The 13273-nt window shown below is 54.4% G+C and carries 12 protein-coding genes; 1 reads left to right on the forward strand and 11 read right to left on the reverse strand.

The window, feature by feature from the left end:
• Positions 1 to 116: 116 nt before the first annotated feature.
• From PSTEL_RS22425 to PSTEL_RS22445, 5 genes are all read right to left on the reverse strand, one after another.
• A complete protein-coding gene (locus PSTEL_RS22425; RefSeq protein ID WP_038698804.1) occupies positions 117 to 1067 on the reverse strand; it encodes a hypothetical protein in 951 nt (316 codons plus the stop codon).
• Positions 1068 to 1307: 240 nt separating this feature from the next.
• A complete protein-coding gene (locus PSTEL_RS22430; RefSeq protein WP_038698806.1) occupies positions 1308 to 2612 on the reverse strand; it encodes a homocysteine synthase in 1305 nt (434 codons plus the stop codon).
• Between the two features lie 218 nt (positions 2613 to 2830).
• Positions 2831 to 3508 carry a deoxyribose-phosphate aldolase gene (gene deoC / locus PSTEL_RS22435; protein ID WP_038698808.1) on the reverse strand — a complete coding sequence of 226 codons (678 nt, stop codon included), beginning with the start codon at positions 3506 to 3508 and terminating at the stop codon, positions 2831 to 2833.
• A gap of 262 nt (positions 3509 to 3770) precedes the next feature.
• The gene (locus PSTEL_RS22440) at positions 3771 to 4610 is read right to left on the reverse strand and encodes a prohibitin family protein (protein ID WP_342666533.1); all 840 of its coding nucleotides are present in this window, start codon (positions 4608 to 4610) and stop codon (positions 3771 to 3773) included.
• 326 nt (positions 4611 to 4936) lie between these two features.
• Complete coding sequence (locus PSTEL_RS22445) at positions 4937 to 6016, reverse strand: bifunctional 3-deoxy-7-phosphoheptulonate synthase/chorismate mutase (protein ID WP_038698810.1); 1080 nt, start codon at positions 6014 to 6016, stop codon at positions 4937 to 4939.
• A 477-nt stretch (positions 6017 to 6493) separates the two neighbouring features.
• Here PSTEL_RS22445 and PSTEL_RS22450 point away from each other — a divergent pair, with 477 nt between their 5' ends.
• Complete coding sequence (locus tag PSTEL_RS22450) at positions 6494 to 7129, forward strand: LysE family transporter (RefSeq protein ID WP_038698812.1); 636 nt, start codon at positions 6494 to 6496, stop codon at positions 7127 to 7129.
• Here the strand turns inward: PSTEL_RS22450 and PSTEL_RS22455 are convergent.
• The 6 genes from PSTEL_RS22455 to PSTEL_RS22480 form a co-directional block, all read right to left on the reverse strand.
• Complete coding sequence (locus tag PSTEL_RS22455; protein ID WP_084065267.1) at positions 7126 to 8568, reverse strand: amino acid permease; 1443 nt, start codon at positions 8566 to 8568, stop codon at positions 7126 to 7128. The genes PSTEL_RS22450 and PSTEL_RS22455 overlap by 4 nt on opposite strands.
• A 385-nt stretch (positions 8569 to 8953) precedes the next feature.
• The gene (locus tag PSTEL_RS22460; protein WP_169744620.1) at positions 8954 to 9727 is read right to left on the reverse strand and encodes a hypothetical protein; all 774 of its coding nucleotides are present in this window, start codon (positions 9725 to 9727) and stop codon (positions 8954 to 8956) included.
• A 276-nt stretch (positions 9728 to 10003) separates the two neighbouring features.
• The gene (locus PSTEL_RS22465) at positions 10004 to 10471 is read right to left on the reverse strand and encodes a response regulator (protein ID WP_038698817.1); all 468 of its coding nucleotides are present in this window, start codon (positions 10469 to 10471) and stop codon (positions 10004 to 10006) included.
• 207 nt (positions 10472 to 10678) lie between these two features.
• Positions 10679 to 11083 (reverse strand): response regulator, encoded by a 405-nt coding sequence (locus tag PSTEL_RS22470; RefSeq protein ID WP_052098851.1) that lies wholly within the window; start codon positions 11081 to 11083, stop codon positions 10679 to 10681.
• A gap of 144 nt (positions 11084 to 11227) precedes the next feature.
• The gene (locus tag PSTEL_RS22475; RefSeq protein ID WP_038698819.1) at positions 11228 to 11899 is read right to left on the reverse strand and encodes a Na-translocating system protein MpsC family protein; all 672 of its coding nucleotides are present in this window, start codon (positions 11897 to 11899) and stop codon (positions 11228 to 11230) included.
• 281 nt (positions 11900 to 12180) lie between these two features.
• Positions 12181 to 13242 (reverse strand): ABC transporter substrate-binding protein, encoded by a 1062-nt coding sequence (locus tag PSTEL_RS22480; RefSeq protein ID WP_038698821.1) that lies wholly within the window; start codon positions 13240 to 13242, stop codon positions 12181 to 12183.
• Positions 13243 to 13273: the final 31 nt, after the last annotated feature.

Consider the following 13273-nt stretch of genomic DNA (forward strand, 5'->3'; position numbering starts at 1 on the left):
GTTGGACTTCTTCATCCGACCGCTGAAAGACGAAAAGAGGTGTCCCGACAGCCCTAAGGCCGGGACACCTCCCAGATGAATTAAGCTACTTCCATTCTAGCGGGATGGCACGCGGATTACAGCTCTGCCGCAGACGCGCTCCCTCCGCTCTCATGCCGGTCCATCCAGACCAGGCATGCCGCCCGCAGCAGCGCCTCCGTCCGCTGGGCCGGGGCGCAGAAGATCCCGTTCAGGCCGATCCGATACAGATCGGCCAGCGCCTCCGCCGCCGGCGCTCCGGCGGCGAACACGGCCGCCGCGGGCTTCACCCGCCGCACGGCGGCTGCTATGCCCTCCGCCGCATTAGCGAAGCTCGCGGCGTCAAGCGGCGCGGCTCCAGCCGCCGCGCCGTCGATCACCAGGAAATCGGCGGTGCGCCCGATTTCCAGCGCGGCGGCGGGCGGGATGTCCGGGGCGATCAGCGCCCCGATGCGGCACGCCGCCGCGTACCGGTGGCCGAGAAGCTGCTCGGCCACCGACTCGATGAATTCGCGCGCAGCCGCGAATTCCCAGGCGCTGGCGGGGTAGGACGCCAGCAGGTCCAGGCGGGCGTCGCCGCCCCCGCGCTGCCGCTCGCCCACCGCCCGAAAAAGCGCTTCCAACACTGCATCCTGAAGCGCCGCCAGCAAGTCCGGCCGGTCGCTTAGCTCCGGAAGCACCGGAAGTGCTGCCGCGGTCCAGGCGCCGCCTCCTCCAGTGAACTGTGCGGCGGCCTCGTCGCGCAGCCGATAGCAGATCCGGCGCAGAGCTTGCTCCGCCTCCTGCTCCCCTTCGCTGGCGAGCCAGGCTTCATACAGCGGACCTGAGCTCTTCAGCCACTCCTCCGAACGGATCAGTCTGGGCCCGGATGCCGCCGGCTCGCGTCCGGAAGGACGATCCTCCCTGCCTTCGGGCAGCACAAGAAAGGCCGGACGCAGTCCTCTTAAGGATGGAGGCAGATAAGCGCCTCCTTCTTTCAGCCACTCGGCCGCTGTTCCGGCCGATAGCGCACCGCCGGCCTCATTTCCCCGCCATTGCTTATCCCCCATTGTTCGCACCTGCCCTTTCCTATAATTAACCGGCTGAGGCGCGGCCTATGGGCCGCGCCTCAGCCGGTCCTGACAAAAGGTCTGCAGTCTGTATTGAAGGTCTCTTTACATGCTTACGGAAGGTTACCGCAAATTATGCAGCCCGTGTGTCGCGAAGGACCGATTGATTTACGCTTACCCTGCGGGAGCGGACAAAGCGGCTTGCAGAAGTGCCGGAAGACTGAAATTGGAAGATGGCTGTTATTGGGCCGGGACGGCAACTGCAGCTTGGATCGCCTGCTCCAGGTCCGCGATAATATCCTGAATCGCTTCCGTGCCGATCGACAGGCGGATCAGTTCCGGCGATACCCCTGCCGACACCTGCTCTTCCGCTGACAGCTGCTGATGGGTCGTGCTGGCCGGATGGATGATCAGCGACTTCGAATCCCCGACATTGGCCAGATGCGAGAACAGTTTTACATTCTCGATAACACGCGTTCCAGCCTCCGCGCCTCCCTTGATGCCGAACGTCAGGATGGCTCCCTGCCCCTTCGGCAAATATTTCTGTGCCAGCTCATAGGAAGGATGGCTAGGCAGTCCCGGATAGCTCACCCACTCCACATCTTTGTGGTTCTCCAGATACTGCGCAACCTTCAGAGCATTCTCGCTGTGTCGCTCCAGGCGCAGGTGCAGCGTCTCAAGCCCCTGCAAGAGCAGCCAGGAATTGAACGGCGAGATCGAAGCGCCCAAGTCGCGAAGCAGTTGTACGCGGGCCTTAATAATATAAGCGACCGGACCAAGCGCTTCCGTATAGACGAGGCCGTGGTAGCTCGGATCCGGCTCCGTGAGTCCCGGAAATTTGCCGCTGGCCGCCCAGTCGAACTTGCCGCCGTCGACGATGATGCCGCCGATTGAGGTGCCGTGTCCTCCGATGAATTTCGTCGCCGAGTGAACGACGATATCCGCCCCATGCTCGATCGGCCGGAGCAGGTACGGGCTCGGGAAGGTGTTATCGACGATCAGCGGAATGCCGTGCTCATGCGCGATGGCCGCTACCGCTTCAATGTCGAGGATATCGCCCTTCGGATTGCCGATCGTCTCGGCGTACAGAGCTTTCGTATTCGCCGTAATCGCCTTGCGGAAGTTCTCAGGGTCGCTCTGATCGACAAAGCTCACTTTGATGCCAATCTTCGGAAGCGTTGTGGAGAACAGATTGTACGTTCCGCCGTACAGGCTCGCCGAAGATACGATCTCGTCGCCGGCTCCGGCGATATTCAGAATGGAGAAGGAGATGGCGGCTGCACCGGACGCTGTGGCAAGCGCACCTACGCCTCCCTCCAGAGCAGCGATCCGCTGCTCGAACACATCGGTAGTCGGATTCATCAGCCGGGTATAAATGTTGCCGAACTCCTTAAGCCCGAATAGATTGGCGGCATGCTCGGTGTCGCGGAAGCCATAGGACGTCGTCTGGTAGAGCGGAACCGCCCGGGAGAAGGTGGTGGGATCGATTTCCTGTCCGGCATGGACAGCAAGGGTTTCAAACGAAAGCTTCGGTTGTTCTGGCATCAAAAATCCTCCTTTTATTCAATGGGAAGCGGGTGAGCGCTCGAATTTGTTCCTATTCTCTCACAAACATTTCCATTTGAAAAGAGTAAATCTTATTATTCCAATGAGAATTATAAATTTATTTTTGTTATCGCTTTCAATTTACATTGCAGGATAAGCCCGAAAGGGGTTGTCCCTTCGGCCCTATCACTAAATACGCGTTCGCAGAGGGCATGAACTCAGTATCCGCTGATGTTCTGCTCGCCTTTGGCGATGGCGACGCCGCCGCTTGTTCCGATTCGCGTTGCGCCTGCTCCGATCATCACCAGAGCATCCTCAGCGCTGCGGACCCCGCCGGACGCCTTCACACCAATATTCGGACCCACGGTCCGCCGCATCAGGGCGATATCTTCCTTGGTCGCCCCTCCTGTCGAGAAGCCGGTCGAGGTCTTGACATAATCGGCTCCGGCTTCGACTGCCAGCTTGCAGGCGCGAACCTTCTCCTCGTCCGTCAGCAGGCAGGTTTCGATGATGACCTTGGTCAGCGCTTTGCCGCGGGCTGCTCCCGTTACGGCGGCGATATCCCGCTTCACCCATTCGTCATCCCCGCTCTTCAGCGCACCGATATTGATGACCATATCCACTTCCTCGGCTCCAGCCTGAATAGCATTCTCCGTCTCAAAAGCCTTCGTCTCAGGCGTCGAAGCTCCCAGAGGGAAGCCGATGACGGTACAGACCTTCACTTCAGGCGTATCCTTCAGCACCTCATACGCCGTCGCCACCCAAGCCGGGTTGACGCAGACGGAAGCGAATTTATAGGTTTTGGCCTCCTCGGCCAGCTTGATGATATCTTCCTTACGGGCATCCGCCTTAAGCAGCGTATGGTCGATCATGCGTGTCAGATTGCTCTCGCTCATATGCGTTCCTCCATTAATTCAATTCAGTGAAGTTCCTGATATCTCTGTAATCATACAATCAGGAGGCTTTCTTTGCAAAGCTCTCGCTTAAGCGCGGCAGCCGAATTCCTTGCTTGCGCAGGCTGGCTGTTCAATTGTCAGAACCCGAACATCGCAGCGATTGACGCCAACATGCCTATAGCTACCGTCAAAAGGCTCTCCGGTCACGCAGACCGAAGAGCCTTTCTTGGGGATTGAAGGTAATAGAGCGGACCATTCCCGCTTATTTAGACGCCAGAGAGTCCAAATCAATGAATGGCGTAGCTCCGCCCGTTACGCTCGGCAGCTTACCGTCCCATTTGTCCAGTGCCTTCTCCTGCACCTCGATTTGCTTAAGCTGCACCAGTTCGGGCGTAACCTCCTGTTTCTTCAGCTTCAGTGACTCGGCTTCGGCTTGAGCCTGGGCGACCTTCTGCTTCGCTTCGATCTGGACCCGTTTCAGATCGTTCTCCGCCTTCAGCGCCTGCTGCTGAGCTACCTGCTTGGCTTCGATCGACTGGTTGAAGGCATCGGAGAACTTGAAGTTGACGATGTTGATATCGTTGACGATGAGATCGTATTTGGCCAGACGCTTGGTCAGAAGCTCGCTGATCTCTCCGGCTACGATATCCCGGCGGGTAATCAGATCTTCCGCTGGATAGCGGGCCGTCACTTCCTTGACGATTTCCTGAATGGCGGGGTTGATGATGACAGAATCGAAGCGGCCCCCGATATTGTTCATCAGATTGAAAGCCGATTCCTTGTTCACGGAATAGTTCACCGCCACATGCGTCGATACGGGCTGAAGATCCTTGGAGGAAGCCGACGTATCGGTCTCCGATTTGGTGACCTGGGTGTTGACCTGAATAATGGATTGGATGAACGGAATTTTAAGATGTATGCCTGGAGACAGCACCTGGTCGTCGAGCTTCCCGAAGGTTTTGTACAGGCCGACATGACCGTATTCGACCGAAGAGTACGCATTGCCTCCAATCAGCAGCACAAGAACAACAGCTACAGCCACGCCGATCATTTTTCCCGGACGCCAGGATTTCATTTTGGGATTCAATTCGGTGCTACTCACAAACATTCCCCCTCCATAATTGCACGGCTCTTCCAGCGGATTGTTCCGGCCGTCCTTGCTTCGGAATCCACCAGCCCTGCTGTGCACGTTATGAACAATATACGGAAGTTCCGAGGGATCGGTCGCAACAATAACGGATAATCCGCGTGTAAGCATCTGTTCACGTAATTCACGTAATCTACACCCATAGTCTCCGCTGCGGCCTAGTCCCTGCTTATCCGATAATTTGAAACCAAACAGCGGGCACACTTATGGCCATCTACGCAAAAAAGCCCCCGGGGTGCGAACCCCGGAGGCCTTATGGAAGACAGCTGCGGACTTTCCGACTATTCGCGGAACAGGCCGGAGGCTTTCACGTCATTGAAGAAGGTGTTGAATTCGTCGATGTTAAGCTGCTGCGCCGCATCGGACAGCGCCGTTGCAGGGTCCGGATGGACCTCAACCATAATGCCGTCGGCTCCGGCCGCCAGCGCGGCCTTGGCGCAAGGCACGAGGATGTCTTTGCGTCCGGTAGAATGCGTCACGTCGACCAGCACAGGCAGATGGCTCTCCTGCTTCAGAATCGGCACTGCGGAAATGTCGAGCGTGTTGCGCGTCCATTTCTCATAGGTGCGGATACCGCGCTCGATCAGCATAACCTGAGTGTTGCCGCGGGACAGAATGTACTCGGCTGCATGCAGGAATTCCTCCATCGTCGCTGCCAGACCGCGCTTCAGCAGCACCGGTTTGTTCACTTCGCCGGCAGCCTTCAGCAGCTCGAAGTTCTGCATGTTGCGGGCGCCGATCTGGATGATGTCGACATAGTCGAGCGAAGGCTCGATATGCGCCGGGTCTACGATCTCGCTGATCGTGAGCAGGCCGTACTCGTCGGCTGCTTCACGCAGAATGCGGAGGCCGTCCATGCCGAGGCCCTGGAAATCGTAAGGCGAGGTGCGGGGCTTGAACGCACCGCCGCGCATTACTTTGATACCGGCCTTGGCCAGAGCGGCCGCCACCGTGCGCGTCTGCTGCTCGCTCTCGACGGAGCAAGGTCCCGCCACCATCAGCGAGGCATTTCCGCCGACCACGACATCCTGCGGAAGAAGGATGAGGGTGTCTTCCTTGCGAGTCTTGCGGCTGACGAGCAGGTTCTTCTTGTGCTCGGTGCTCTGCAGATCAAGGGAAGCCTTGAAGATCTGCTTGAACAGCGTACGGATCGTGCTTTCCGTGAACGGACCCTTGTTCTCTTCGACCAGCTTATCCAGCATCTTTTTCTCCCGCTCGGGATCGAACTTCGGCACCCCCTGCTTCTCCTTAACGGCTCCGATGTCCTGCACCACAGTCGCGCGTTCCGAAATCAGCTTCAGCAGTTCGCTGTTGATTTCGTCCAGACGGTTTCTCAATTGCTCCAATTCGGCGTTGCTCATGTTCATCTGCACTCCTTTTTCTCAAATAAATATACGCAATATACGCAAAAAGGCTCCTCGTCAAGGGACGAGGAGCCGTGGTACCACCCTTATTTAGAGACATCTACGCTTTTGACTGGATTCGGGGAATCCGCCAAACGTCTGAAGAAGCTCTGTCTTTGACCCGGTAACGCGGGGCGCGGGAATCCTTACACATAGCCTAAAAAGGCACTTCGGGAATCCGACTATGAAGTGAACTTCGGCGTCTCCGTCTCAGAGGCAGCTCTCAATCTCCGGCATGCCCTCCCTGTCCAGATCCGTATGGACGCTTACTCTCTTCGTCAATGTCATTAGCGTATTGTCATATTCTAAAGGATAATCCGGAAGGTTGCAAGAGAATATATGCTGATTGGGCAGGTTGCTAAATTAGTGGTACAGGCCACGCTCGCTGAATAGGATAAGACAGGTGATCCATTAATTGGCGAGGAGATTGTGAAAGTGGGTATTTTTTTCGGCTATATGATTCTCGGTATATCGCTGTCCGCTCCGATCGGACCCATCAACGCCGCACAGCTGGACAAGGGCATCCGGAGCGGCTTTCTGCACGCCTGGTTCGTCGGGCTAGGGGCGGTCTGCGCCGATATTCTCTACATGCTGCTGGTCTATTTTGGAGTAATCAGGCTGCTTGAATATCCGTACATCAAGGCTTGCCTATGGCTATTCGGCTTCTTCGTCCTCACCTATACCGGACTCGAGAGCGTTAAGAATGCGGGCGGCACGTCCGTCTACGGTTACAGGGGAGGCGAAGATTCGCGTCTCGGCAAGTCATACTTATCGGGACTTCTGATGTCGCTCTTCAATCCGCTGTCCATCTTGTTCTGGCTGGGCATTTACGGCTCCGTCCTCGCCCAGGCAGCGGAAGAGTATCCGATGCGGCTGCTGCTGTTCTACAGCGTGGGCATCGTTCTCGGGATACTGATATGGGACTTCTGCATGGCGGGAGCGGCGAGCATCTTCCGCCGGCTGCTGACTGAGCGGTTCCTTAAGGGACTGTCGCTGCTGTCCGGACTGACGCTCATCGGCTTCGGCCTCTATTTCGGCTATCAGGCTGCGCGCATGCTCTTCTTCCCTTAATGCGGAGATCGCGATCTGCGCAGCCGCAATCCCTTGATCCGAAATGCCGTGCCCGGCAGCGTGGCATGTTCGGCTGATTCCAAAGGGTTGCGGGGTCCGCGTCCCTTTTCTCCGTTCTTGCGCCGCTTTCGAACATACTGAAGAACTGCATCGCAACCAGCGATCACAGCAACCAGCAGCAGACTGATGAAGAAGCCGGGCCGGCTGTCCTGATGAAAGAGCGTTCCGCTCACCGCCGCTGCAATAAGGATCAGGCCGCACCAACGCTTGAATCTTCCAAGCTTCACCGGCTTAAGCAGCCTGCTGGAGGACAGCAGAATAAACGACCAGTTATAGAGAAGCATCAATCCGGCGGCCGTGGTGATATATTCATACACCTTCCCGGGCATGAGCAGCGACATGACGATTGTGGCCGCGAGTCCGGCCGTAATGAGGCATAGGGCCGGCAGCGGATACTTATCCTTCAGCTTGCGCGAGAATAGAGCGGGAGCGTCTCCTTCCCGGGCCAGGGTTATCATCATGGACGTAACGGCATACAGCGATGCAGTCATGGTCGAGAAGCCTGCAATGATGAGAACGCCGTTGAAGACATGGGGCACGAATTTGAGATGGTCGCTGCTGAGCGCCAGTACGAACGGGCTTTCCTTCGGATTGAACTCTCCGTGGGGAACCATTGAGACAGCCAAGCCGATAGATATCACATAGACCCCACCCAGCAGGAGCAGCATGATTTTGCCCGCCTTGGGAGCTTCTTCCGGCTTCCGCAGACGGTAAGACATGATGCCCAGTACCTCGATGCCTCCATAGGCGTAAAAGGCGTAGATAAATGCCGTCCATAATCCCATCAAGCCTTTCGGAAAAAGCTCATGCCTGCTCATTGGCACATTAGGCTTATAATGCCCGCCGTCGATCCAGCCCGCCAAGAGTCCGGCTGCGATTATCAGAAACATGAGGATGGCCGCAATTTTTATAACCGCCAGCACATTCTCGACCTTATCAAAGCCCTTGTTGCCGAAGAAGACGATGATAAGGCCCAGCAGTCCGAAGCCTGCCGCGAACATCCACATGGGAACGTTGGGGAACCAGAAGCGCGAGAAAATGGACAAAGCCGTCAGTTGGCTGCCCATAATCAGCAGTTCGGAGCACCAGTAGATGTATCCGCTGCCGAATCCTGCCCAGTTCCCGAAGGCCTGCTGCGCATAGGACCGGAAGGAACCCTGCTCCGGATGATCTGCCGTCATGCGCGACAGCGCGTCAAAGACGACGTAGGTTCCCGCAGCCGCAAGTACGTACGCGATAATTACGGCAGGGCCGCCGATCATGACCGCAAGACCCGATCCCAGAAAATATCCCGTCCCGATCGTGCCCGCGACTCCCAGCAGGGACAACTGCCACCATTTAAGCTTTCCCTGCTTCTCCGAAGCTGACTGCTTGTTCATGATTTCAGTCCTCACCAAGGTTGGATTTCATACCTGTTTAGTATAGGCCCCGTGCCAAGATTTCATGTGCAGTCAGGAAAATCCTGATTCCCCCTGAGCCAACTGTAAAGCTGCTGCTATGACCACTATACTTCTTTATCCAGTTTGAGAGTTGGGTTCGACTCGCAATCTGATACTTCTCGATAGTTTGGTATTGCGAGAAGGCTCTTTCCAAATAATCCTGATCAGCGTGAAGTTAAAATATGTTCAATTTCTTGAAGGGTCGTTTGTTTTTCTAATCCATATACCTCTTGGTATCCTTAAAAACGCTCCCCATACAGCAACAGGTTTTTATTATTTCGCCTGTCTAGTATATGGGGAGTATATCAGTTAGGGCAGCTATTTTTTATTTTGCAATTAATTGCTTATTGCGGAGGTCTAACTTAAAATGGATTTCCTTGGCGTCCTGTTCAGGCGTACCAGCTCCTATTGGAGGATACACAACTAATTGTTCGTTTTGATTAAAGGGACTGTTCAGTTCGGAATACAAGAGCATTTTAGAAGTTGTTTTCCCCTTCCGAATCTCTACAGGAAATACATTCCCATTTTGTTTATCTGCTGCGAACACATACGCTTCAAGACCGTGCCCAGTCCGATATTGCGGGGTTAGCAAGAAAATGTCTGCTTCCTTAAAGCTTACTTTATCAAAAGGTATTATTTTATCAGTTGGCTGCACATACAAAAAGGCGGGCAACTCCAAAAGAACTTCATCATTATTTCCCTTCCGATAGACAATTTTATAATTGCTCTGAAATGTCTGATCGCCCTCAGCTCCCAAAACACTTGGAACAATTAGATGTCCACGCTCTTCACGGTCCCCAGAAATCATTAATATCTTTCCCTCTTCAAGATCCGTTTCTGCTCGAATGGAAGGTGTACTTCCAACAGAATCCAAAGAAATAGAATCAGAAAGAATAGATTTCGGAAACTTGCTGACGGTATCCCCGTTTTTTTCAGCAGGAGTATCCGTAATCTCTGGAAAAAAGGATGTTGCTGCTTGCACAGATGATTCTGAGGCAGTTGTATAAGAAGTTCCGCTTTGCTGGCTGCTGCAAGCCAACAGCATGTTAAAAAGCAGCAACGAAGATAATATGATCATTTTTCTATTAACTGCAAACAACCCCTTTAATAGTAACTACCAAATAATAATACACAACAACCTCATGAAATAAATTTAAGAATTGTATTATATTATTTAAGATTATGCAACTTATCCAGGAGATGGCAACAGTAGGAGAATGGTTTTCGTCTGAAAACTAAATTAGGCAAGACCGTCGTGAAAGGATACGAACGGACCTTGCCTTTTTCCCATGTATAGTTTTAAGGTACTGGGAATTGGGCCACGTCACAAAAAAACCGTCGCCTCCGGTTAGGTTACCGAATGGCGGCGGCTATCTCAAAAGAATTTGGAAATTACGCTTCGAAGTGTCTCGCTGCGCACAGGCTTGCTGATGTATTCATCCATACCTGCGGCCAGACAGCGTTCGCGGTCTTCCTTCAGCGCATTGGCCGTGACGGCGATAATGACCGGTATAGCTTCGGGCGGCATCGTATCCTTGATCACCCGGACCGCCTCCAGTCCGTTCATCCTTGGCATCTGCACGTCCATGAAGACCAGATCGTAGGTGTTCGTCTTGAGCACCTCCAGGGCTTCCTGCCCGTCCGATACCACGGATACGGCATGTCCCCGTTTCTCCAGCATCTTTCGGAGCACAATCTGGTTCACCTCGTTATCCTCCGCCACCAGGATATTCAGCGGGGGAGTAGACTCTTTGACGACGGTCTGTCCTTCTTCCTCAGCGGCCCTGGAGTAGGCATAGCCGGTCGGCGAATATTCACAACCATCCGTATTGTTCTTCGTCACAACAATCCACCGCCCGTTTGTGGAATAGTTAAGAAGAATAGTAAACTCTCTATTAATTAAAAACTGTACTAATAATATGTGGCATATCCGGGCGAAAGTCAATTCCAATAATCCAGGCTGATCAGCAGTACGGGCCATGCTCTTGGTATGCCTTTTCACACAGAGAAGACGGCCCTTTCCCCAAGGCTTGCTTGCACTTCTAATGCGTCAGTTGCGAGTCAATCTTCCCGCCCCGGCGAGCAGTTCTTGTACGGTCTCCGTAAAGACTCTCACTTGAATCGGCTTCGTAATGTATCCGGCGAATCCCGTATCCCGGGCCATGGCCAGATCCGACAGTTGGGCGAACGCGCTGATCGCGAGTACCGGAATGTCGCAGGTGCCGGCGCTTCGCTGCAGACACTCCAGCGTCTCATAGCCGTTCATTCCCGGCAGGCCAATATCCATAATAATCAGGTCGGGAAGCTGCTGTTCGGCGATTTCCAGCCCCTGCTCACCGGTTTCAGCCTTCAGAAGCTGGACGGACGGCAGATTCTTCTTGAAGAGATGGTGCATGAGCGCCATATTCAATAGGTTGTCCTCTACATACAGAACCTTCTGCATCTGATCTTCCATAATTGTACCGTCCCTCCTTGCTTGAGTCTGCCAACCGAACCCTATCCGCGAAAATGAAAAAGCCGAAGAAAGGGGCTCCCCCCTTGCTCCGGCTCACGTTCGGCTCATTTGCATGTCCGACCCGTTTCCACCCGATAAGTGATCTTATTTGAACGTATAGGCGATGACGCTGGTATCCTTGTTGAAATCCCAGTCCACATAAATATCAGACAATTCCTTGCCAAGCAGCGAGGCTACCGTCGTCATCTCCAGATAACGCTTCTCCATCTTCCGCTTGGTCGTCCTCAATGTGTTCTCATAGCCAAGCTCGAGCAGTTCTTTCTCCAACGGGATCAGTATGCCTTCTCGCCTGATGATCAGCATGCGCGGATTGATCCACCAGGAGCTTGTCAGGTTGGGGAGTTTATGAACCTTGCTGCTCACCTCGTTAATCTCGGCGTGAACTTCCTCCTGCCTCGCGTAACTGTCGGCCGAAGCCTCACATCCCTCAGCAAGCGCCACAATCATCCCAGATGCGTTATGTATGCCCCAGTCATAAAAAATCTCGCCGGCGTCAAAATCCAACTCGTCCTTTAAATAAGAAGAAAGTTCCGGCAGGAGCGATTTCATCAGCAGCTCCCTTGTATACCGAAAGGCCTGCTCCTCCTCCTTGCCTAGCAAAAAGCGTTCCACCGGTCCCATGAAGTTGCGGATATGCATCGCCACACAATGCTTTCCGATTGAAGCATATACAGATTCGGGACCTCTCCCGAACCGTTCCCGAAGCAATCTTCCCGTGTAATTGGAAAGCTGGCCCGCCAGGTCAATAGTACTCATACATTCTCCTCCAGCTATAAATTCTCAAGTTACTAAGTATGCCCTGGGGGAGCAGCCACCCTGCTGAAAACGGTGCGCAGCTTTAGTATAAGCTCTTATTTTTGCATCGTATATAGAAAAATAGGCTTGTTTTCAGTGATTTCGTTATGCTCCAAAATGCCTCTTCGCATTCGACAAAATCAGCGAAAATCCAAGAAAAAACGCGGAAAAACCGCGAAATCCAGAAAAAAAGACGGGCCAAACATCCCAGCCCGCCTTCCCGGATAACCCGGCCTACCCTATTATTTAATCTTCCACTCTTCAATCGAGAAGTCCTTCTTGGCCAGCTTCTCCTCAACAAGGAAACTCTTGGTGCCTTCCAGCAGCGCCAGCCCGTCATCGGTAAAAGCTGTATCCTTCAAATCTTCGATGGGGCTGACCTGCTTGACGATATCCGTCGTCGTATCCCCGATTTCGGCCAGGAACTTGTAATACTCATCCGGGTGCTGCTTCAAGTCGGCCAGCGCCTTCTCCCGGGCCTCGTTCCATACCTTCGGAAAATCCGGGAACTTGGCTAAATAATCCTCGGACACGACCGTTACGCTGGACCCCAACAGATCCGGATGCTTCGTAGCGTCATCCAGCAGCGGATATCCGCTGTCGATCTGCTTGATAGCCTGAACGCCGTTGTTCGTCGTCGCGTCAATGTCGCCCCGGGCAAGAGCCGCCGTCGCGTCCGGTATCAGCATGTGCACCAGTTTGTAGTCGGTGACGCCTTCCTGCTTCAGCAGTCCAACCAGATACCGGTGCATGAACGAGCCCTTCTGAGTCGCGATCGTCTTGCCCTGAAGATCCTTCACCGTCTTCGGACCGTCTTTCTTCGCGATCAGATAGCCGACTGTATGGGCCGATCCCTGGCCGATCAGACGGGTCTTGGCCCCGCCGGAACGGGCGATAAGCGCCGGCGTGTCACCCAGGGAGCCGAAGTCCAGCCGGCCGCTGATCAGCGACTCCGTCTGGTCGGGACCGTTCGGAAAGCCGGTCAGCTTGATTTCCGTAATTCCGTACTTCTTCAATTCCTCCTGAATGATGCCCTTATACAGGCCCCAGCCCTCGGCGCCGCCGGGCAGATTGAGCTTGTTGCTTCCGATGTATCCATAATTCAGCACAGCGGGAACGTTACTGGCCTTGTTGCTCTCGCTGCCTGCCGCTTCCGCTTTGCCGGCTCCGTCAGCCTGATTTCCGGCATTCCCGTTATTTCCGCAGGCGGTAACCGCCAGCAGCATCAGAATCATGCCTGTAATCAGCGCCAGCCGGAAGCCCCGCGCCTCTCCCCTTTGAATCTCTCTGCCAGTGCGCGTCATTTGCCATTTCTCCCCTCAGTAATTAAAAATC

Source organism: Paenibacillus stellifer (assembly GCF_000758685.1).
Classification (GTDB): domain Bacteria; phylum Bacillota; class Bacilli; order Paenibacillales; family Paenibacillaceae; genus Paenibacillus_AQ; species Paenibacillus_AQ stellifer.

Bases quoted from the DNA above. Each gene is read 5' to 3' on its own strand.
- PSTEL_RS22445 (WP_038698810.1), bottom strand. From the start codon at position 6,016: ATGAGCAACGCCGAATTGGAGCAATTGAGAAACCGTCTGGACGAAATC.
- PSTEL_RS22430 (WP_038698806.1), bottom strand. From the start codon at position 2,612: ATGCCAGAACAACCGAAGCTTTCGTTTGAAACCCTTGCTGTCCATGCC.
- PSTEL_RS22425 (WP_038698804.1), bottom strand. From the start codon at position 1,067: ATGGGGGATAAGCAATGGCGGGGAAATGAGGCCGGCGGTGCGCTATCG.
- PSTEL_RS22470 (WP_052098851.1), bottom strand. From the start codon at position 11,083: ATGGAAGATCAGATGCAGAAGGTTCTGTATGTAGAGGACAACCTATTG.
- PSTEL_RS22480 (WP_038698821.1), bottom strand. From the start codon at position 13,242: ATGACGCGCACTGGCAGAGAGATTCAAAGGGGAGAGGCGCGGGGCTTC.
- deoC (WP_038698808.1), bottom strand. From the start codon at position 3,508: ATGAGCGAGAGCAATCTGACACGCATGATCGACCATACGCTGCTTAAG.
- PSTEL_RS22475 (WP_038698819.1), bottom strand. From the start codon at position 11,899: ATGAGTACTATTGACCTGGCGGGCCAGCTTTCCAATTACACGGGAAGA.
- PSTEL_RS22455 (WP_084065267.1), bottom strand. From the start codon at position 8,568: ATGAACAAGCAGTCAGCTTCGGAGAAGCAGGGAAAGCTTAAATGGTGG.